This window comes from Paraburkholderia sp. GAS33, from assembly GCF_050436645.1.
Classification (GTDB): Bacteria; Pseudomonadota; Gammaproteobacteria; order Burkholderiales; family Burkholderiaceae; genus Paraburkholderia; species Paraburkholderia phenazinium_B.
Genome location: NZ_JBNDMP010000004.1, coordinates 172,046 through 193,269, shown reverse-complemented (window position 1 = coordinate 193,269; position 21,224 = coordinate 172,046). Strand labels below are relative to the sequence as shown.

The window sequence follows — 21,224 nt, the reverse complement described above, 5'->3', positions numbered from 1 at the left end:
GCTAGCGATACAGGAAGCGAGCTTTCCGTCGCTGGTCTATGGCCATCCGGATGGCAAGCGCATTAACCATGTGTCGCGACGAGGCCGAAACGCTCGGTGCGGAGAACGTTAAGGTTTGGGGTAACCGAAATGTCAGAACTAGTCCATCGAGTGATCGACATCGCACTTATCGTACTGGGTGCGGTCGGCGCGTTGCATCTGAATCTGCCGCAGGCAGGTCATCCGCATCAGCTTGATCCTTCACTGGTCGCGTTCGTGGCCGCGCTTGCGTTGTCCGTGTTTCCTGCGTGTGGAACCTACCCATCGCGACGCACCCGCTCGGTGGTGAGTCTGGCGAGCCGTACAGCGTTCGCGTGGCTGGCAGTGCAGCTCTGCGGTCTCGCCCTGCTGTACGCCATTCATCGCGAGAATCAGGTGTCCATGCCGTGGTTTCTGTACTGGACGCTGACGACCGGCATCTCGCTGCTTGGCTCGCATACGTTGATCTTTGCTGAATTCAACCTTGCCCGGAATGCAGGACTGCGCCTGTTCCGCACCGCGACGGTCGACGCACCGCAGTTCGATACGAGTTCCGCGACATCCACGGCACCCGCTAGCGCGGCGAGCTCCGGCAAGACAGGTCTGGACTGCGCAGGAGCAGCGCGACAAGTGGTCAAGCGAGGCTTTGACGTCGTGTTCGGCACCTTGCTGATTGTCTCGCTGCTGCCAGTGTTCGCGCTGCTTGCGGTTCTGGTGATGAGCGACGGTGGTCCCGCGACGTTCGGACACGTTCGCGTAGGACGTAACGGCAAGAACTTTCGTTGCCTGAAATTCCGTTCGATGGTTCTGAACGCCGATCAGGTGCTCAAGGCCTTGATCGAAAGCGACCCACAGGTGCGTGCAGAGTGGGAACGCGATTTCAAACTGAAGAACGATGTGCGCATCACGCGGATTGGGCGGTTTCTGCGCCGCACGAGTCTCGACGAATTGCCACAGCTGTGGAACGTGGTTCGCGGCGACATGAGTCTCGTCGGACCACGGCCCGTCATCGATCAGGAGCTGGAGCGCTATGGCGCAAACGTCAGGTACTACCTGATGGCCAAGCCTGGCATGACCGGCTTGTGGCAGGTGAGCGGGCGCAGCACCACGGACTACGCGACGCGGGTGTCACTAGACGTCGCGTACGTAAAGAACTGGTCGTTGCTGCGCGATGTCTCGATTCTGTTCAAGACTTTCAAGGTTGTCTTCAAAGGTAGTGGGGCGTACTGAAACAGCGGGCCGGGTTGGTTGAAGGTGATATGGCGGGTTGATTTTGGGGGGCCGGGTATCGTCGGCGATGAAGGCGGTAGCCGTCCCGGACTAGAGCATAAAAAAATCTACATAGCGGTGTGTGCGTCTCAGCGGGGGCAGTGGCTTGGGCGCGCGACGGAAGGGAGTAGCGATGATGTCATGCAACAAGTTGGGTTCGGAAAGGACCACGAACGCATCAAAGTCAAACGTGCTGGTTCAAGCGCAAACGGCCGAAGTGCCCGATCCATTGACTCGATCTGATGCCGGATGCCATCCGCGACGGGTTGGGCTCGCAATCGCCGGCGTAGTGCTGGCGGCATGCCTCGCCGGCTGTGCGTGGTCGCCGGGGATGTCATACAGCGCCCCATCGGGCATGTCTAATCAGACCCCTGCGGATACCAGCAACCTCGCGGCGTCCAACGCTCACCCCGGTAAGGGGGCGGACGCGCCGCCGGCAGGCCAGCTGATCGAAATTACCGACGATCTGGTAGAGAAGGATCGCGCTGCACGCTCGAATACGGTGCCCGACGACGTCACGCAACTGTTCGCGAAGCCCGAGCCGTACACCTTGGGGCCGGGCGACATCCTGAGTATCGTCGTCTGGGATCACCCCGAGCTGAATATGCCCGGCGCCTCCGCGACCAATGGACCGGAGGCGACCGGCACCGATTCGATGACCTCCGGCTATACGGTGGACTCGGGCGGCATGATCCAGTATGCCTATATCGGTCCCTTCAAGGTTGCAGGGCTCACCGAAATGGAAGCGCGCGACGCACTAGCCCAAAAGCTCAGCCGTTATGTGCGGCAGCCTCAGCTCACGTTGCGGATCGAAGCCTATCGCAGCAAGCGCGTCTACATGGATGGTGCAGTCAAGACCCCCGGTGTGCTGGCGCTTAACGACATGCCGATGACCTTGCCCGAAGCCATCAATCGTGCCGGCGGATTTACGCCGGTCGCGGACCGCTCGAAGGTCGCGATTACGCGAGGCAACAAGACCGTGGTTGTCAACATTCCCGACATGATCGCCAAGGGTGTGAATCCGGACAACATCGAATTGCGCAGGGGCGATCTGGTGCGCGTCTTCGCGCAGACCGACACGAAAGTGTACGTGTTCGGCGAAGTGAACCGCCCCGGCAGCCTGACATTCAACAACGGCCGGATGAGCCTGAACGAAGCGCTCGGCGACGCCGGCGGCATCAGCCAGACTTCGGGGGATGCGTCGCAGGTCTTCGTCGTGCGTGGACGCGATGCGGGCAAGCCGGTGGTCTATCACCTGAACGCCGGGTCTCCGGCGGCGATGGCGACCGCGGATGGCTTCCCGTTGAAGCCGAATGACGTCGTGTTCGTCGATGCGTCTGCACTGGTCAGGTGGAGCCGCGTGATGGGCCTGATTGTGCCTAGCACGGAGGCGGCGGCCGCTAGCCGGGCCGTTGGTTACTGATGAGTCAACTATTTGTTAGGCCCGGTGGTAAGGCATCCGGTGGCGCGCTGGAGCAGCCGCCGCCGGAGCGCGTGGGAATGGGGAGGGGGCGCATGAAATACCGTGACACGTCGATGGACACGATAGATGTAGGCCCCCCGCAGGGCGACCACCTTGGTAGCTATATAGACGTCCTGTATCAGAACCGCGGCTTGATCTTCCTGATCACCGCGTGCTTTCTCTTTGTGGGTGCGGCTTATGCACTGCTTGCAGCGCCCGTGTATCAGGCCGACATTCTGATCCAGGTCGAGGAGAATCCGACCGCCGCCAAGGACGCCCTGGGCGACGTGAAGTCGATGTTCGCCGTCAAGACGGCCGCTTCGGCCGAGATCGAGGTTTTGCGTTCGCGGCTGGTGATCGCAGGAGCCGTGACCGCTGCGCAACTGAACCTCAGCGCGGTGCCGCGCTATTTTCCGGTGGTCGGCCGGTGGATTGCCAACCATCTGAATGACCTGTCCCACTCGGGCCTGGGCGGCTATGCATGGGGTGACGAGCGGATCGGCGTTTCAAAATTCGATGTGCCCGACGCGCTGCAAGGCGAGAAATTCGTCCTGACGCTGCAGAAGAACGGCAACTATTCGCTCAAGTACAAAGATATCGATTTGTCCGGGCGCGTCGGCGAGCTGATGCACGCAGACACGGAGTACGGGCCGATCGCTCTTCTCGTCGACCAGGTTGTCGGAAAGCCGGGCGTACGTTTCGAACTGGTCCGGACTTCCGAGCTTTCCGCGATCCAGGATGTGCAATCGGGCTTGCTGATTGTGGAGAAGGGCAAGGACTCGGACGTGATCGGCGTTGCGCTGGAAGGCACCGACCCGAAGAAGATCAGCGCCATTCTCAACGCGATCGGCACGGCATATGTCCGGCAAAATGTCTTGCGGACCCAGGAAGAGGCGCAGAAGTCGATCACCTTCCTCGATGGTCAGTTGCCTGAACTGAAGACCAAACTGGAGACCGCGGAAAGCGAGTTCAACACGTTCCGCGCGAAGAACGGGACGGTGGATCTGAACGCAGAGGCCGCCGCGCTTCTGCAACGCTCGGCTCTCGCGCAAGGCAAGGTTGCCGATCTTCAGCAGCAGCGGGCGTTGCTTCTTGCGCGGTACACGTCGGAAAACCCAGCGGTGATCGCCGTCAATGACGAACTGGCCGAAGCCGAGAGGGAGGTTGGCGGCATTGCCTCCGTTACGCGGCAACTGCCGCCCATGGAGCAGAGCCTGCTGCGGTTGCAGAGAGAGGTTCAGGTAGACACCACCATTTACACGAACCTGTTGAACACGCGTGAACAGTTGCGCCTGCTCAAGGCAGGTAAGGTGTCGAATGTGCGACTGGTCGACCCGGCGATCGTGCCGGATAGTCCGGTTCGTCCGAAACGTGCGCTCGCGTTGATCGGAGCCCTGATGGCGGGCCTGTTCGTGAGCGTCGCGGTGGTATTGCTCAAACGCAAGGTCTTCGACGGGATCACGGCTCAGGACGATATCGAAACAGGGACGGGGCTGGCCGTGTACGCCACCATCCCGCGCAGCAAGGTGCAGGAAACGCTCACGCGGAGCCTCCAGACCAACGTCGACTCGAACCTGGTGCTAGCGCATTCGGCAAGCGGAGATGCGGCGATCGAAAGTCTGCGAAGCTTCAGAAGCGCGCTTGAATTTGCGCTGGTCGACGCACCGAACCGGATCGTCCTGCTCGCCGGGCCGACACCGATCGTCGGAAAGTCGTTCGTGTCCGTCAATCTCGCCGCGCTGATCGGCGCATCGGGACAGCGTGTGCTACTGGTCGACGCCGACCTGAGAAGGGGCACGTTGCATCAGTACCTCGGGGTGCCGTGCAGCCCGGGCATTTCGAATATCGTCACGCGTGGCCGCACGTTCGAAAATGCGGTACACCGCAACATACTGCCTGGTGTCGACTTCGTTGCTAACGGCGGCTACATGCAGAGCGCGAGCGAGATTCTCAAACATCGGAACTTCCTCGCGTTCGCCCAGCAGGCCGACAGCGAATACGACGTGGTGCTGATCGACGCGCCGCCGATTCTGCCGGTAGCCGACTCGGGCATCGTGGCATCTCTCGCCGGCATGGTGTTCGTGATTGCGCGACACGGCGTGACGACGGTTGAAGAACTGCGCGAATCCGCGCGCAGGTTCGAGCAGATCGGCGTGCCGATTCGCGGCGTGATTTTCAACGACGCGATGCCGACGAGGCCAGGCCGCTACGGAAGGGCGTATACCACCTACGGCTACGCTAGCCATGGCAATGACGTGCCGACGTAGGGTTGGCTGATACACAAGCGAAAACCGCCGCGCGAGACGTGGCGGTTGCATTTTCAGGTGCTCACTTGGCAGGTGCTCAGGTTCCCGGTGTATTCGCCGGTGTGATTTCGAGCAGAATGACGTGATCGGGTACATCCACGGTGAGTTGGCGCAGGTCGCGATGGCTTGCGCCGGGCGTTGCCGAAACGAGTGGATCGTACACGTCGATACGGCTTACCTGCGCGCCGAGGTCCAGTTCGACGCTGGCGGGTGGGCTGGTGAGCGGCTTTCCCTTCTCGCGGTTCCAGATCGGCGTTTCGTTCCATAGCGCCAGCACGAAGCGACCATCCTTTTTCTGCAGCAACAGGCTGTTTGCCGATACCGGCATTCCCTGGAGCGTATACGCGAGCGTGCCTTGCGATGCGCCGTTGGCACGGTGCGGCGCGCCGTCGTTCAGGATCGACGTGAGATTGCGGATCGCCTGGGCCACCGGCTTGGGACTGTTGTCGTTGCGAAAGAGGCCGTAGTGCATCTCGCCGCTCTTGCTGTCCGGGTCGGGCTTTTCGTCGAGCAGTTCGTAGACATAGGTCCGCTTCACGCCTGCCGCCGCCGCGTCCATGTAGCCGTTGAGAATGCCTTTGGCCTGGGTGCGCTCGTCGACGCCGATCATGTACCAGCCCGCCTGAGGCATCGAGAAGTAGCCGAACTCGGTGATGACGAGCGGTAGATGGTACTTCTTGACGACATCGATGGCCGAGCCCATCCACCTGTCGCCGTTCGCGTTATAGGTGGGTTGTTCGCCGTTTTGCGGGTAGACGTGCTGATTCGCGTAATCGGCCGAATCCGCGCGTGTGTCGACCGTCTTTTCGTCGTAGCCAGTGAGATCGTAGACGGGTACGCCCTTGAGCTCCGGCGTAGCGTGTACGCGTGTAAAGATCTCGCGCTGCACGGCCAGTCCGGCAGCCGTGCCCGTGAGGCCGTGATAAGGGATGGGCCAGTTGTTGATCTCGTTGAAACCTTCGACGGCCGCGACGCTGCCAGGCACGGCGGCGTTCAGCTTCGCCGCTTGCCCGATCGCTTCCACGAACTTCGAGCCCGTCAGGAAGTTGAATTTGACGCCGCGTTGCGCGAGATAGACATAAGTCGAAAACGGCGGCGAGTCGCCGGGTGCATAGTCGCGAACGTAGTGGATCCCGAGCCATGCCAGATCGTCGGCGACGTTGTGCACATTGACATAGGCGCCATCGGTGTAGTTCACGTGCGTAATGACAGCGAGCGTTTCGATGAAGGCGTCGGTTGGCATGGCGCGCACGGCATCGGCGGCTTGCACCGTCGATGCGCATGCGAGCGCGCAGAGGCTGGCTGCGAGGCTTGCGGCGGTGCGCACGCCAAACGCCCTATAGGGCCTTTCCCGTCTCGCGTGTCGCGCGCCGGGAGGGGCGGCTGGGCTGGCGAGCACGTTATGGGCGGTTGCTGCGGAATGCTTCACGGGGACTCCTTGCGCGGGAAGGTTGCCGGTTCCGCGCGCTTTGCGCCATGCCGGCAGCTCGATGGGTTCACCTCGCATGGAGGCGTATTCATCGATCATTTTGATGCGTGGTGGCGTGCTTCGTGTGTGGGGCGGCGAACGGATAGGGCGCCCCCTCTGAAAACTGGCGTTGCATGAGCGACGGCGAACATTTTTCTGGCGGTGGGTCGGTCACACTCTGGGCCATAAGACCTGTATCACAGGGTCTGCCGAATCTGGTTGTGTGTCGCGGTGACTTTGCGCACGCGTAACGACGTACTTTGAGCGATGCCCGGAACCCGCCGATGAAATCCCTGCATATTCCGAATCTGGTAATCAATGGCCGATTTCTGGGCCGGCGCGCGACGGGCGTCGATCGCTTTGCATTCGAGACCATTCGGGCGCTCGACCAGATGATCGAAGTGGGCGATCCGCTCGTCGCCGGACTGAGGACCGAGATCGTCGTGCCCGAAGCACTGGCCGATATGGCCAATCCGTTCAGGCACGTCGGACTGCGGGCGAGCGGTAAAGGCGGCGGCCTGCGTTGGGAACAGCTGGCGTTGCCGAAGGCTGCATCCGGACGGTTGCTGGTCAATCTCTGCAACTCCGGGCCGCTGCTGTACGGCCGCCAGGTGACGGTGCTGCACGATGCAGCGCCCGCGCGCGTGCCGGACAGCTATAGCCGCTCCTTTGTCGCCTGGTATCGGCTGATGGCGCCGCGCATCGGCCGGGTATCGCGCCGCGTGCTGACCGTGTCGGAATTCTCGCGGCGCGAGTTGAGCGACGCTTACCGGATTCCTGCCGGCAAGATTGGCGTCGTGCCGGAGAGCGGCGAGCACATGTTGCGCGTCCAGCAGGAGCAAGGCGCCGTGGAGGCCACGCTGAACGGACGTCCGTTCGTGCTGGCGGTGGGAAGCCTCAACCGGCATAAGAATTTTCGTCTCGTGGCCGAGGCCGCGCGCCTCATTAACGATGCGCAGTTCGACATCGTGGTGGTGGGCGGCGGCGATGCGCGGGTGTATGGCGCGGGCCAGAATGCCTTGCCCGAATTCGTGAAGCACCTCGGTTATGTGAGCGACGGCGAACTGGCAGCGCTCTACCAGCGTGCGGCCTGTTTTGTGTATCCGTCGCTTTACGAGGGTTTCGGGCTTCCGCCGGTCGAAGCGCTGGCGCTCGGCTGTCCCGTCATCGCCTCGAGGTTGCCGGCCGTGATGGAAGCGTGCGGCGATGCCGTGCTCTATACCTCACCGGACGATCCCGCGGAACTGGCGCGCCTGCTTGAACAGATCACCGGCGACGCTGCGTTGCGCGCGAGCCTGCGTGAGCGGGGCCGCGCGCGTACCGCGGAACTGACCTGGCGTGCCACCGCAGTCAAACTGATCGAGGAGATCTCGCCGTGGCTAATGTAACGCTTGCCGCAACCCTTGCAAGCGACACACGTCGTTTCGGCCGGGTCGCCCTTGTGCACGACTGGCTCGCTGCATACGCGGGTTCGGAAAAGGTGGTGGAACAGATTCTGCAACTGTTTCCCCATGCCGATCTCTACAGCATCGTCGACTTCTTCCCGGAGTCGCAGCGCAGTGTGCTGGGCGGCAAGCGCGCCCATACTTCATTCATTCAACACTTGCCGCGGGCGCGCAAATCGTTTCGCGCTTATCTGCCGCTCATGCCGCTGGCGATCGAGCAGTTCGATCTCTCTTCTTACGACCTCGTGATTTCGTCGAGCCATGCCGTGGCCAAGGGCGTGCTGACCGGACCGCATCAGGTGCATGTGAGCTATGTGCATTCGCCGATTCGCTATGCGTGGGATCTGCAGCATCAATATCTGGCCGAAGCCGGCATGCAACGTGGAATGAAGAGCTGGATCGTGCGCCTGCTGCTGCATTACATGCGTATCTGGGACCAGCGCACCGCTCATGGCGTGGACGCTTTCGTCGCCAATTCGGCCTTCGTCGGAAGGCGCATCCGCAAGGCTTACGGTAGCGAAGCCACCGTCGTCTACCCGCCTGTCGATGTCGAGCGATTCGAGCTCGGCACCCAGCATGAGGACTTCTATCTGATTGCCTCGCGCATGGTGCCGTACAAGCGGATTCCGCTGATCGTCGAGGCCTTTGCGGCGATGCCCTCGCGGCGTCTCGTGGTAATCGGCGACGGCACTGATTTCGCGCGCGCCAAAGCGAGCGCGACGCCCAACGTGACGCTGCTCGGCTATCAGCCCGATGCGGTGCTGGTGGACTACATGCAACGCGCGCGTGCCTTCGTTTTCGCCGCGGAAGAGGATTTCGGTATTTCGGTAGTCGAGGCACAGGCCTGCGGCACCCCGGTGATCGCTTTGGGCCGCGGCGGTGTACGGGAGATCGTCGTCGATTCGGCGGATCCCGAGCGCGGCACCGGGCTGTTCTTCGAAGAACAGACTGTGGCGTCCATTGTCGATGCGGTGGAGCGTTTCGAGCAGCGCCCGGCGTTTCGCGGGGAAGTCTGCCGTCGCAATGCGTTGCGCTTTACAGCGGAACGGTTCAAACACGAATTCATGGATGTCGTGGAACGCGCGATGCATGACAACAAGGGGTTCGCCGATGCACAGCCGGCGCTCCAGTACCGACGCTCCGCATAAGACGGTGCAGCAACAGGATCGTTCGCGCATGAGCGTGCGGTGAACGGATAGGGGTTCAAGCAAGTGGAACTGACGGTATTTGGGATCCTGGTGATCGTCACTGGCATGGTGGCGCTCTACACGTCGCATAGCGGCGTGGTTTACGGAATGGCGGTGTACTCGCTGTTCGGTTGTGCGCTCGCGCTCGGATTGGGCGGAATCGGCATCCTGCCCCCGCAGCTCTTTCTCGCATTCTTCGTCCTGAAGGCCTTCCAGATGGGGGGCGGGAAGAAGATTAACGAGGCGTTCTCGATGGATCAGCCGGGCTTCTGGCTGCTGTGCAACTGCGTGTGGGCAAGCGTGGGCGCCATGCTGCTGCCGCGCCTGTTGCTCGGTACGACGCTCGTGTTTCCCGTCGATCGCAGTACCACGGAAATTCTGCTGAAGCCGCTCGCTCCCGTCTCGGGCAATCTGTCCCAGGCGGTGTATTGCATTGGCGACGTGCTGGTGTATTGTTGCATGTATGCGTTTCTGAAGTGGCGTGGCACGTACAGGACGCTCGCCAACGCTCTCCTTCTGCTGACCCTGCTCGACGTGGTCGCGGGCGTGCTCGATGCCGTGTCGCACATCGCCGGCATGGACATTCTTTCTTCCGTCAAGACTGCGCAGTTCGCCGACCTGAGCGGCGAGGAACTGGGTGGACTGGTGCGCATCAGCGGCACCTTCAGCGAGACGTCTGCGTTCTCGACCTTCACACTGCCGTTGTTTGTCTTTTGCCTGAACCTGTGGCTGGTCGGGTGGCGGCAGAAACTGGCTGGCGCGCTGGCTGTTGCGACGGGGATACTGATGTTGCTGTCCACGTCGGGGAGCGCCTATGTCGGGATGGCCGGGTATCTGGTCGTACTGGTGTTCAGCCGGCCCGGTCTCGTCACGCGTGACGCCGCCGCACGCAAGCAGCGCATGTGGCTCATCTCGGCCTGCCTCGGCATGCTCGGAGTGATCTATGTCATGCTTTTCCTGCCGGCGGTGGTAACGACGATTGGCGATTTTGTCGACGCCGCGATCCTGAGTAAAGCGGGCAGCTCCTCCGGCGTCGAACGGATGGGGTGGAACAATCAGGGCATCACCAACTTCTTCGATACCTATGGGATAGGCGTTGGATTGGGCAGCATCCGGGCATCGAGCTTCCTGGTGGTCTTGCTGGGGAGCCTGGGTGTGGTGGGTGTGGTCTGCTACGGGATATTCGTGGGCAAGTCTTTGCTGTCGCCCATGCCAACCCATTACTCGTTCACGGAGCGCGCCGTCTGCTACGCGTCCCGGCACGCCATGATCGCAGCATTGATCGTGGCTTCGACTTCGGCCGGGGTGTTCGAGCTTGGCTCGTGTTTCTACCTGTTTGCGGCCGCTGCGGGCGCACTCTCGCCGCTTGCATCGACGGGCGTGTCGAGGCGCCAGACACGGGTTGCATCTGCGGCCTATGTCTGGCCCAGTCACAACGCGGAACCCGTCATGCACGCAGAAGCTGCGAACGTAGAAACGGTGAACGTGGAAAATGTCGAAGTGGTGATGGAGCCGCGGCGCGGCCGCAAGCGTTCTGTCGAAGAGAAGCTTGCGAGAGTGCGCCGGACCTTTTAGGACCTTTTGGTCCGGCGCGTCTGAGTTACAGCTTGGCCGCGCGTTCGGGCGTCAGCCTTCCGCGCAGAAAATCCCACAGGCCTATCAGATTGCCGCTCAGACGGCCCCGACGGTCGACCCAAGGCTCCGGCGCAACGCTTCGCACAATATTGCTGCCCACGTTACGCATAACGTGGTCAAGCGCATCGCGCAACGGCATCGTATTCTTTCTCACCAGATAGAGCGGATTGATAACCTGCGAATAGCCGAACTTGCGCCCAGATACTCGTCCGCGCTTGACGCCCAGGTGCACGCCGAGCGCAGTATTGATGCGAACCACGCGGCTGCCCAGATTCCAGATCTGGCCTCCAAAGTCGCGGTCCTCCTGCCAGCCATAGAGAACCAGGCGCTCGTCGAAGCGAAGGCCTGCAATGCTGCGCGCCCGGAATGCCATATTGCATCCATAGGGACCGCCCGTCGAAGTGATGGATAACCTCTCCGGAATTTCATTCGTGCTGGCGAGGATTGCCCGTCCTTCTTCGAAAGAATAACCCGGTCCATGGATGCCATCCGCGATGACGGTTCCAGTCACGCAGGCAATCGAGGGGTCGCTGTCCATGACCTTGAGGACTTCCTGAATCCATGTGTCATGCATCAGGAAATCATCGTCCAGAAAGATCACGACATCGAAGCCGTCCGGCACATGGTTCAACGCATTGTTACGTTGCGCGGGGAGGCCGGGCTTCCCCTTGATCACGAGTATTCCGGGGTGGCTGGCCACGTTGCCCACATCCTCGTCCGACACGCAGGAGACAATGGTCAGGTCCGGCTTGACAGTCTGCAAATCGACGAAGGCGATGACATGCTCAAGGAGCTCGGCGCGGCCCCGCGTGGCGAAGATCAGGCAGATTCTTGATCGTTTGCCGGGAGAGGAGCCTTTGTCGGGGCTTATTTTCACAGTTTCCATCCTCAGTTCCTATGCTGGAGCCAACTTCCGCGGTCTGGTCTCGGGCTGAAAATCCCAGCTTCCACAAGCAACGCCAGCCCGCATATAGGAGGGCATGGTATGGGTGACGCAGATACAACACTGCTGCCTACCGCACACGCAAGCGCACGCGTCTCGAGCGCGGGCCGCGGCGATTCTGTTCCACATGGAAGGTGCCGCAAGGACGCTGCCTGAGCATGGAGGATGGTTGCGCTTACGTGGGGTAGGTCGCAGTACGCGTACTGGCGAGCCGATACTATTCAGGGACAAACTGACCGGCGCTGCGTCGCGCGTCGTCATCGAGCGGACCGGCCATTGGCCAGGCCCGCAATCAAAAGAATGATTGGGGGGAATTCCCGGTGAGCGTCACATTACGCAGGCCCGTGGCCGGCTATCGGCCGGACATTGATGGATTACGCGCGGTCGCGGTTATCTCAGTGGTCATTTTTCATGCGTTCCCGACGGCGTTGGCCGGTGGCTTCGCCGGTGTGGACATCTTCTTCGCGATCTCCGGCTACCTGATTTCGCAGCACATCATCGAGACGCTCGATCAGGGACGTTTCAGCCTGATTGACTTCTACGTACGGCGGATCAAGCGCATCTATCCGGCGCTCATCACCGTGATGGTCGCCACGCTTGCGGCGGGCATCGCGCTGATGGCCTCGGGCGAACTCAGGCAGCTCGCCGCGGATGCGCTCGCGAGCGTCGCGTTCGTCGCGAACGTCTATTTTTATATGACGCGCGACTACTTTTCGCAGGGCGCGTCGGCAAGCCCGCTATTGCATCTGTGGTCGCTCGGCGTGGAGGAGCAGTACTACATCATCTGGCCGGTAGCGCTGTTCGTGCTCTGGCGATTCACGAGCCGGCGCGTGGCGACGTTTGCGATCGCGGCGGCCATCTTGCTCTCGCTTGCCTGCAGTATCGTGCTGAGCAGGACGCACGCTATCGCAGCGTTCTATCTGCCGCTCACGCGCTTCTGGGAATTGCTGTTCGGTTCCGCGCTCGCATGGGCGCAGTTTCATTCCGCCAAACGCGCCGCCATACCTGCATGCGACACGGTGCAGGCAGCGCGCCTGACGCTGCGCGATCTGGCCTCGGTGGCAGGCGCGATCCTCCTTGCCATGAGCTTCGCGCTGTTCGATCCGGGTACGGTGTTTCCGGGCTGGCGTGCGGCACTGCCTGCCGGCGGCGCTACGCTCATCATTGCCGCGGGTCCGGCGGCGTGGTTCAACCGGCGCGTGCTTTCCGTCAAGCCGATGACCTACATCGGACTCGTCAGCTACCCGCTCTATCTCTGGCATTGGCCGATACTGGTCTTTGTGCGTCTGCTGAGCGGCGATACGCCAACCGTTGCCATGCTGGCCGCCGCCATCGTCGTCGCTTTTGCGTTGTCGGCCATCACATTCAGGTTTATCGAGAGGCCTGTGCGCTACAGCCGCGTGGTGCGCTGGCATCCGCTGCGTGCCGCGTGTGTTCTCGTCGCGATGATGATGGGCATCGGCCTGTCCAGCTACGCGATCTCGCGCGATAACGGCTTGCCCGGCCGTTTTCCCGATGCAAACTTTGGTGCGAATCCGGAACACTGGGCATCCACCGATGCGTGCAAGAAGACCTTCCCGGCTTCCGAGCTATGTGTGATGCCCGCGCCCAACGGCCGTCCTGAGGTTGCCTTGCTCGGCGACAGTCACGCCAATCACTTTTACGATGGGCTGCAACCGGCATTGGCATCCGACGGGGATAACCTGTTTGCGGTCGGCGCCGGCAATTGCCCACCGTTCTCCGACGTCGACATTTATCTTGATAAACACGTCAAGCATTGCTCGGAGCTGTTCCGTAGCGTGCTCGATTACGTTGTGAATTCGCCCGACGTCCATTCGGTGATCCTGTCGAGCTATGCCATTTCGACGATCGCGGGTGGCCTCGACTATGGCGAGGGCGACACCATCCGTCTGCTGACAGCGGACAGCGGCCGGGCGGGTCTGACGACGGTAGGTCAGAGCGACGGGAGCAACCTGAGCGTCTATCTCGCGGGTCTCGAACACACCCTGACCCGGCTCACTGCCGCAGGTAAGCGCGTGGTGTTCGTGCTCGACACGCCGGAGCTGGATTTCGATCCCAGCACCTGCGTACGCCGTCCTGTGCAATTTTCGCTGCGCTCACCCTGCGCGGTCCCACGCGCGAAAGTCGAGCGTCGACTGACGCGCGCGGAAACGCGCATCCTCGCGGTGCTGGCGAGGTATCCCGGTGTAAAGGTGTTCAATCCGCTGCCGTTCCTGTGCGATGCGCAGAATTGCTACGCGCGGCGGGGCGGCGAGTTCATGTACGCGGACCGGGATCACCTGACGCCTGACGGTTCACGCTACGTCGGCAAGTGGCTCGCGCAAGACGTCGAAGACGCACACGGGATCTGAGCCAGTCAGATAGCGTCCTGTTTGACGGACACGTTGCGTGCAGGGACGTCATGGGCAGCCATGACCGGCTGGCTGATTACCGCGTGCCTCGTTCCATGCCGCGGCATCTTCATTAGCCGGTGCAACAGCCGGCGCGCGCCGGTGTGCAGCGGCTTGTCGACGAACCAGTAGAGCATGCCGCCCACGGCGGTCGCCACGACGATGATGGCCGCTACCCCGATGGGCGACGTGACGTCAAAACCGTGGATCGCCTTTGGCAACAGTTTGCGCGCGGCTTCGACGCAGTAGGGATGGCTCAGGTAGACGGCATAGCTGGCATTGCCAACGAATATCGCGCCACGGGTCAGCGGGTCGGAACCGATCATCGATTCGAGACTCAGGCTGCCGAAGACCATCAGAAACGCCGGAATGCCGAAATACAGCAGCGGCGTATCGGCCATCTGGTGCCAGTCGACGAACGCCATCCACACGTAACATCCTGCCACCGTGCAGGCGGCGAGGACCGGATTGATCCGGATCCCACGCTTCCAGAGCCACCAGGCCGTGAAGCCGAGCGGGAACTCAAAGACGCGCTCGTGAGAGTAGAACGTGGCAATCGCGCCGTGCGAGCCGGATGCCCTGACTACGCAAAAGATCGCGAGAATCAACGCCGATGCGAATAGCAGCCGATGGCGGCGCATCAGTATCAACGACACGGCGGCGACCATGTAAAACATCATTTCGTAGTTCAGCGTCCAGCCGACGAACAACATCGGGAAGATTTCGCCGCTTTCCTTGCGGTAGGGAATGAAAAGCAGTGACTTGAGCAGGTTCCCGAGATTGGCCGTGGTTGAATTGAACAATGACGGGGCGATCAGGGTGGCGGCGAACACGCTGAAGGTCAGCAGCCAGTAGAGCGGCACGATCCGGGCAATGCGATCGGCGAGGAAGTGCCGTGCGGTCATGCCGGGGCTATCCAGCACGAGTGCGATCACAAAGCCGCTCAGCACGAAGAAAATATCCACACCGAATCCGCCGAACGTGTGGCCGGTCGGCGCGAGGGTGTGAAAGAAAATCACCGTCGTGGCTGCGATGGCGCGCAGCACGGTTAGCGAGTGGAGCTTGTTCGTCATGGGCGGCTCATTGGCTGCTTTGCGCCCAGCGGCGCGTGTAGTTGCGCATCGATGCGACCAGCTCGAGCAAACGCGCGTAGGCCCGTGGTTCGGTGCGCGCGCTCCATGCAAGCGCAACGACCGTCGTGCCGAGCCAGACCACGATAGCGGGCCACGTGAGTGGAGCGAAGACGAGCGTGCCGACATACGCGAGCGCGATGATCAGCGCCGGCACGGCCAGCATGCGCGTTGGCCGGGCATCGAGGCGCGCGGCATGGAGCAGCAGCACGCCATCGAGCAGGCAGCGCGCGCTCCATGCGAGCGCAGCGCCCAGTACGCCGAAGTGTTGCAGCATCCACCACAGCAGGGCGAAGAACGGCAACATTTCGTAGGCCTGGAAACGCGCGACGATGCCGGGCTTGCCGATTGCCTGCAGGTGACAGGCAGCGAGCGATGCAATCGAGGTGAGCCAGATGCCGACGAGAATCGTTTCACCCACCGACGCGGCCCGTGCGGCGAAGTCCTGGCCCACCCACAGCGAGAGAAACGGATGCATCAGGAATATGCCGAACACGGTCATCGGCGTGAGTGCGGCGGCGAGGCCCCGTATCGAGCTGGAGGAGAGTGCTGCGGCGCTCGCGGCGTCGAGCGCAGAGAGGCGCGGAAATAGCGTCCGGACAATGACCGAGGGAAAGATCCGCACACGGCCGGCGAGATTGAACGGCACCTGATAGTAGGTGACCGCTTGCGGGCCAAGCGCGTGGCCGATCATGAGGCGGTCGGCGGTCTCCAGCAGAGGCTGCGCGAGGCTGGTCACGCTGATCCAGGCGCCGTACGAGAAGAGTTTGCCGACCAGGTCGCGGCGCGGGCCGGCGGCGAGGCGCAGCGGAAAGACGCGCCACACCGCGAACGCGGTCACCAGCAGCGCCGCTATCCCGGCCACTAGCGTGCCGTACACCAGATACCGCAGGTTCGGGCCGAAGAGAAGCGCCGCCCCAAGCGGCACGAGCTGGTACATCAGGGTGACCGGAAGCGTGACGACGTTGAGCGTGCCAAAACGCTCGCGTCCCACCAGTGCGCCGTTGAAAACGGAAATGAGGTTCGAGAGCGGCACGAGGCAGGCCACGCAGGGCAGCGCGGGCAACAACTCGTTACGCAGGTCCGGACCCATGTCGAAGTACGAGAGCAGAACGTGCATGAGCCCATAAAGTGCGACGCCGCCCGCGAGACCCAGTGCGGCGTTGAGGATCAACGCGGTCCACAGGACGGCCTCGCGCTCGCGGTGCGGCTCTTCGCCGAGTTGCGCGATACGGTTGGACGTCGCGGATGACAGCCCCAGATCGAGAAAGCCGAAATAGCCCTGCACCATCCAGACGATGGCGAGCACTCCGTAGCGCGCTGCGCCGATGTAGTGCAGATAAATGGGCGTCGTCACCAGCGCGACGAACATGGGCAAGATTCCGCCGATGAAGTTGAGCGTGGCGCTGCGTTTGAGGCTGGGTCTAGCTGTCATGTGGTACTCCAATGCGCGACTTGCACATTCTGGCCGAGGCGGCCCGGAGCGTTTGTGTGTCGGCGCACGGTGGGGTGGGCTTTGCATTATTAAAATTCGCCTGCACCGCGGGGCAAGGCGGTGACGGGCGTTTGCGTGCCGCAGCGGCATGCATGTTGCATGCTGCAGTTGCGTGCGGTAGGCAGCAGTGCCGCGTTTTGTGCGCCGATAACCTGTCTTCTTGAGAAAACTGCTTCGTCCTGCGTGATGTCGTCACATTCGGTCGTCCGCAACATCGTGCGCACTATTGCGAAGAACATTCACGCGTGAGCGTACGGAAAGGCTATGAAAACGATCGCATCGAAAACGATAGCGTTCAACGGCAAGTTCTTCGGAGCAGCGCCGACGGGCGTGCACAGGGTTGCGGAGCAGCTGGTTGCAGCAACGGATGCCCTGATCGCCGGGCAGGGCGGTAACGGCGTGAACTACGCCGTCGTAGTCAGAGATCGGGTCGAGATTCCGCCTTACCGCAATATTTCGTGCGTTCGCGAGAGTCATTGGGCTCGCAAGATCCACAGGATCGCGTGGGAACAAGGCTATCTTCCTTTCGCGCGCAGGAAGGATTTCATTCTCAATCTCTGCAATCTTGGGCCGCTGCTTCATCGCAATTCGGCGACGATGATTCACGACGCCCAGGTGTATTCCGCACCCGAATCCTATTCCCGGGGTTTTCGGACGTGGTACAAGTTTCTGTTCTTTTTCATCGGCAAGCGGCACAAGATCATTTTTACCGTTTCGGAGTTCTCCAAACAGGAACTCGTACGTTACGGCGTTGCCAGTGCCGACAAGATCGTCGTCGTACACAACGGTTGCGACCATGTTTTGCAGGTTGTGCCGGACGAGGGGCAACTCGCGGCATTGCGCCTCACGCCGCGACGCTATGTGCTTGCGCTCGCGAATACCCAGAAGCACAAAAACATCGGTGTCCTGCTCAAGGCCTTCGCCGATGCGGAGCTGCGGGGCGTCGAGCTCGTGCTGTTCGGTGGCGCGACACAGGCCGATTTCGAAAATCTGGGGCACGTCGTACCGCCCAACGTGCGATTTGCCGGCCGCATTAGCGATCCGGAGCTCGTTGGACTGATGATCAATGCCGGCGCGCTCGCCTTTCCGTCGCTAACGGAAGGGTTTGGTTTGCCGCCGCTGGAAGCGATGGCGCTGGGCTGTCCGGTTGTGGCCGCGCCGTTCGGCGCACTTCCGGAGGTGTGCGGCGAGGCCGCGCTGTTTGCGGACCCTTTCAGCCCGGACGCGTGGCGTCTGAATATTCTGAAGGCGCTCGACAACGAAGCCGTGCGGCATTACCTGATATCCGCCGGACGCCGGCAGGCTGACGGCTTCACCTGGAAACAGGCGGCGCGCAACCTGTGCGACGCCCTGAAGGCGGCGAACCGCTAACTTGCCTGAAGACAGAGATATTTGGGGTAAACAATGTCGATTGATGTTGATTTCTCATTGGCGCTGAATGATCGTACCGGGAAGCTTTTTTTGGGGAGGGACATTATTTCCTCGCTCGGTCACCGGATCGCGAAGGTCCGCTACGGGCGATTTCACGGATTTCCGCCCAATAATTTCATGCGCCGTGTGGTGGGTCGCCTGACCCACAAGGAAACCATCGCGAGGGTGTATAGGCCCCGGTTGGCTTCGTTCATGCCGGTCATTCGTACGCCCCGTCCTACGTTGCATCTCGATCCGCTCAGCGTCGTGCGTCATCGCCTGGAGGCGAGGGACATCGTGCTCTGTCACGACGTCGGTCCAATCACGCATCCGCAATACTTTGCCCCTGGCGTGAATGATCTGTACAGCCAGGCTTATGAGCAGATCCGTCGAACCGGGCCTCACATGGTGTTTGTCAGCAAGACGTCCCAGCGGGAATTTCATCGGCTCTACGGCGACGATTTTGCTTCGTCGAATGTCATCTACATTCCGACCCGGTTGGGGGTAACGGAGGGCGAAGGGCGCCCGGTGGATGGACTGGAGTTACCCTTTATCCTGACCGTCGGGAGTATCGGTGACCGTAAAAACCAGGCCCGTTGTATCGAGGCCTTCGCGGCAAGCGGGCTGGCGGAGAAAGGGTGGCGGTATGTGATCGTCGGCGGGCGCGAGCCCGGTGCGGATAACGCTATCCAGCTGGCGAAGCAAACCCCCGGGGTTGTGATGCCGGGATATACGACTGATGAGGAGCTTCGCTGGCTCTACCGTAACGCATCCGGTTTTGTGCTGATGAGTCTGCTGGAAGGATTCGGAATGCCGGTTGTCGAGGCAACGGAGCATGATTTGCCGTGCCTCGTTTCCAGCTCCAGTATTTTGACGGAAATAGGTGGGGAGGCGATGCTGGATGCCGATCCGCTTGATCCTGAATCGATCGCATCGGGTATGCGGTTGCTGGCCGACATGCCGGATGAGGAACGTGCCCGGCGAATTTCCCAGGCCCGTTCGCATCTCCTGAATTTTGCCCGCGAACCCATCCTCGCCAGCTGGAGAGAGCTGATCGAGAGGGTGAGCTGAAGCGGACAGGAAAATTACGACTGTGATGCCGGATTAGCGGACCCGCTCCAGATTGCGAACGATACGCCTGCGCACGGGAACGACAACCTTCATCACCGATGACTTCGCATTGTCGGTGCCGGGGTTCGTACCGGGCGGCTGGGGAGTGACACCGAGTTTGCGCAGGAAGTGATTGGCGGCAAAGATACGGCCACGGGCCCGGCTCGCGTCGGTCTCGTAGACGAACGCATAGGACACGCTACGTTCCGCGCCGGTTTGAACCCAATGGGGCGCGTCCTGCGGCTGATGAAAGCCATTACCGGGCACGAGGTCGAAGACGTGTTCGAGGCTCTTGTCGCGCGTGGCGAGATCCACCTGGCCGATCTCTATTTTGCCCTGCACGTAGAAATCCTCGAGTTCATCTTCCCGAACCGCACTCGGACGATAGACGTGGTATTGCTTGCCGCCCTCGATCTGAAAGAAGTGATTGATTTCCGGATCGAAATGGAACGGTGTGGTCGAGGAGGCGGAGCTGATGAAGATGGCCGATTCGAGTCGCACGATCTTTTCACCGTTGAGACCGCCGCGCAGTTCGGCCACTCTTGCGAACAGCGTGTCCAGCAGTTCTCGAAAGCCGGCGTCATAATTTTCGGGCCGCTTCAAAAGCACGCGCGTCGGCCCCATGGCAAGCTGGGCGAGCGCTTCATCCGGTTTCGACGGTTTTGCCTTGACATCGAAGAACCTGGTCCCTGGCGTGGGGGCCGAGTTGGAGACGTAATAATCCGCGGGTTTCTCACGATACTTCTTTGCCAGCTCCGTCAATGCCTCCGGCTGGAACATCGGCAGCTGATGCAGATAGTGTTTGAAACTGAACGGCGTATTGTTGAACGCGGTCTTGTAGACAGCGGGATCAACGGTCAGTAGAGCATCGGCAGAAGGTAGCATTATTGTCAATCCGGACTAGGTGAAACAACTTCTCAAACGCGGCAGGAACCGATGCCCATTCATCCAACTCCGCGTTCTGCGGCACTAACCGCCTCTGCGCAAAGCCGACCTGGCAGCTTCGCGAACGGCCTTCGCTGTCCCAAACGCCATAGCCTTGGCGCGATCCTTCACCGGGCTTTGTCCGGGTGGAGTGGGATTGATTCCAAGCTTCCTGAGGTGATGGTTGGCCCGATAGATATCCGCTCGCACGGAGTCGATGAACTGGAAGTTCACGCTCAAAGTCACTGAGATGTTGTCGGCGTTCTTCAACCAGTGGGGACAGTTGACAGGAACGTGAACGCCATTTCCGGGAGCCAGTTTGTACAGGCGCGCGCGGTCCTGCAGTTCGGGTCTGTAGTTCGGCGCGTTGTTGTCCACCGCCCAGAATTCCTCGATTTCCTCCTCTGGAAGAATTTGCCGGTCTTGACGATCGAAGACGTACAGATCCTTTTCCCCTTGGAGCTGAAGAATGAAATTGCATTCACGATCGATGTGATAGGCCGTCACCCGCTTCGGCGACGTCACGAAGATGATGATGTCTTCCCTGCTGATCTGGGGTTCGATGTGGCGTCCAACGAGATCCTTGACCTCTTCCATCGCTTGTCTGTACAGCTCGGTATAGAGCGGATCTCGTTGCGCACTTCTGAAAATGAACCAGGCGTCCGACTCTTCCAGCTGGGTTAGCGCGTTCAGTGGTGAGAACGCGCGATTCGTATCTCGCCATTTTTGACCAGGTGCGACGTTGCCCATGTCGTAGTAGAGATCAAATGGGCGCGTCTTCAGGGTTCGCTCCGCGAGGCCCATCAATTGAGGGAGTTGAAACAGCGGATGGCCCGCCAGATGGTGGGCGACCTCGAAGCTCTTCCGCTCGAAATTCTCGCGGAACAGCGAAGAATCCGAGTCGATCCATTTGTCAGGCAATGTCGCTTCAAGTACTGGGGGAACCGTGGACATGTCCATGCGATCGCTCCTTGCAGTCTGATCAGGAAGCCGTCTCATCCAGCCGCTCGC

General features: G+C 61.1%; 15 protein-coding genes. 9 read left to right on the top strand and 6 right to left on the bottom strand.

What is annotated here, in order from left to right; all coding sequences use genetic code 11:
* The first annotated feature begins 129 nt into the window (after positions 1-129).
* From P3T24_RS14515 to P3T24_RS14505, 3 genes are all read left to right on the top strand, one after another.
* Positions 130-1,248, top strand: coding sequence for a sugar transferase (locus tag P3T24_RS14515; RefSeq protein WP_429435534.1), 1,119 nt, complete (start codon positions 130-132; stop codon positions 1,246-1,248).
* A 394-nt stretch (positions 1,249-1,642) separates the two neighbouring features.
* A complete protein-coding gene (locus P3T24_RS14510) occupies positions 1,643-2,710 on the top strand; it encodes a polysaccharide biosynthesis/export family protein (protein ID WP_429407401.1) in 1,068 nt (355 codons plus the stop codon).
* A gap of 92 nt (positions 2,711-2,802) precedes the next feature.
* Positions 2,803-5,016 (top strand): GNVR domain-containing protein, encoded by a 2,214-nt coding sequence (locus P3T24_RS14505; RefSeq protein ID WP_429407399.1) that lies wholly within the window; start codon positions 2,803-2,805, stop codon positions 5,014-5,016.
* Between the two features lie 76 nt (positions 5,017-5,092).
* Here P3T24_RS14505 and P3T24_RS14500 read toward each other — a convergent pair whose 3' ends face one another.
* Complete coding sequence (locus tag P3T24_RS14500; RefSeq protein WP_429435532.1) at positions 5,093-6,484, bottom strand: calcium-binding protein; 1,392 nt, start codon at positions 6,482-6,484, stop codon at positions 5,093-5,095.
* 323 nt (positions 6,485-6,807) lie between these two features.
* Here P3T24_RS14500 and P3T24_RS14495 point away from each other — a divergent pair, with 323 nt between their 5' ends.
* From P3T24_RS14495 to P3T24_RS14485, 3 genes are all read left to right on the top strand, one after another.
* Complete coding sequence (locus tag P3T24_RS14495; RefSeq protein ID WP_429407396.1) at positions 6,808-7,911, top strand: glycosyltransferase family 4 protein; 1,104 nt, start codon at positions 6,808-6,810, stop codon at positions 7,909-7,911.
* On the top strand, positions 7,899-9,116 hold the full coding sequence (locus P3T24_RS14490) for a glycosyltransferase family 4 protein (protein WP_429435530.1): 1,218 nt from the start codon (positions 7,899-7,901) through the stop codon (positions 9,114-9,116). Before P3T24_RS14495 ends, P3T24_RS14490 begins: the two co-directional genes overlap by 13 nt.
* A 63-nt stretch (positions 9,117-9,179) precedes the next feature.
* The gene (locus P3T24_RS14485; protein WP_074264925.1) at positions 9,180-10,730 is read left to right on the top strand and encodes a hypothetical protein; all 1,551 of its coding nucleotides are present in this window, start codon (positions 9,180-9,182) and stop codon (positions 10,728-10,730) included.
* 25 nt (positions 10,731-10,755) lie between these two features.
* Here P3T24_RS14485 and P3T24_RS14480 read toward each other — a convergent pair whose 3' ends face one another.
* Positions 10,756-11,676 (bottom strand): glycosyltransferase family 2 protein, encoded by a 921-nt coding sequence (locus tag P3T24_RS14480; protein WP_429435528.1) that lies wholly within the window; start codon positions 11,674-11,676, stop codon positions 10,756-10,758.
* A gap of 377 nt (positions 11,677-12,053) precedes the next feature.
* On the opposite strand from P3T24_RS14480, the gene P3T24_RS14475 reads away from it, so the two are divergent.
* Positions 12,054-14,105 carry an acyltransferase family protein gene (locus P3T24_RS14475; protein ID WP_429435526.1) on the top strand — a complete coding sequence of 684 codons (2,052 nt, stop codon included), beginning with the start codon at positions 12,054-12,056 and terminating at the stop codon, positions 14,103-14,105.
* A 5-nt stretch (positions 14,106-14,110) separates the two neighbouring features.
* Here P3T24_RS14475 and P3T24_RS14470 read toward each other — a convergent pair whose 3' ends face one another.
* Together P3T24_RS14470 and P3T24_RS14465 are read right to left on the bottom strand one after the other, a co-directional pair.
* Positions 14,111-15,217, bottom strand: a complete 1,107-nt coding sequence (locus P3T24_RS14470; protein WP_429435524.1) for an acyltransferase family protein — start codon at positions 15,215-15,217, stop codon at positions 14,111-14,113.
* Positions 15,218-15,224: 7 nt separating this feature from the next.
* On the bottom strand, positions 15,225-16,709 hold the full coding sequence (locus P3T24_RS14465; protein WP_429435522.1) for a flippase: 1,485 nt from the start codon (positions 16,707-16,709) through the stop codon (positions 15,225-15,227).
* A 324-nt stretch (positions 16,710-17,033) separates the two neighbouring features.
* Here P3T24_RS14465 and P3T24_RS14460 point away from each other — a divergent pair, with 324 nt between their 5' ends.
* Both P3T24_RS14460 and P3T24_RS14455 read left to right on the top strand, forming a co-directional pair.
* A complete protein-coding gene (locus P3T24_RS14460) occupies positions 17,034-18,140 on the top strand; it encodes a glycosyltransferase family 4 protein (RefSeq protein ID WP_429435519.1) in 1,107 nt (368 codons plus the stop codon).
* A 33-nt stretch (positions 18,141-18,173) separates the two neighbouring features.
* Positions 18,174-19,250, top strand: coding sequence for a glycosyltransferase family 4 protein (locus P3T24_RS14455; RefSeq protein ID WP_429407383.1), 1,077 nt, complete (start codon positions 18,174-18,176; stop codon positions 19,248-19,250).
* A 33-nt stretch (positions 19,251-19,283) separates the two neighbouring features.
* Here the strand turns inward: P3T24_RS14455 and P3T24_RS14450 are convergent, their stop codons facing one another.
* Positions 19,284-20,174, bottom strand: a complete 891-nt coding sequence (locus tag P3T24_RS14450; RefSeq protein WP_074264918.1) for a hypothetical protein — start codon at positions 20,172-20,174, stop codon at positions 19,284-19,286.
* 84 nt (positions 20,175-20,258) lie between these two features.
* Positions 20,259-21,173 (bottom strand): transcriptional regulator, encoded by a 915-nt coding sequence (locus tag P3T24_RS14445; protein WP_074264917.1) that lies wholly within the window; start codon positions 21,171-21,173, stop codon positions 20,259-20,261.
* Between the last annotated feature and the right edge of the window lie 51 nt (positions 21,174-21,224).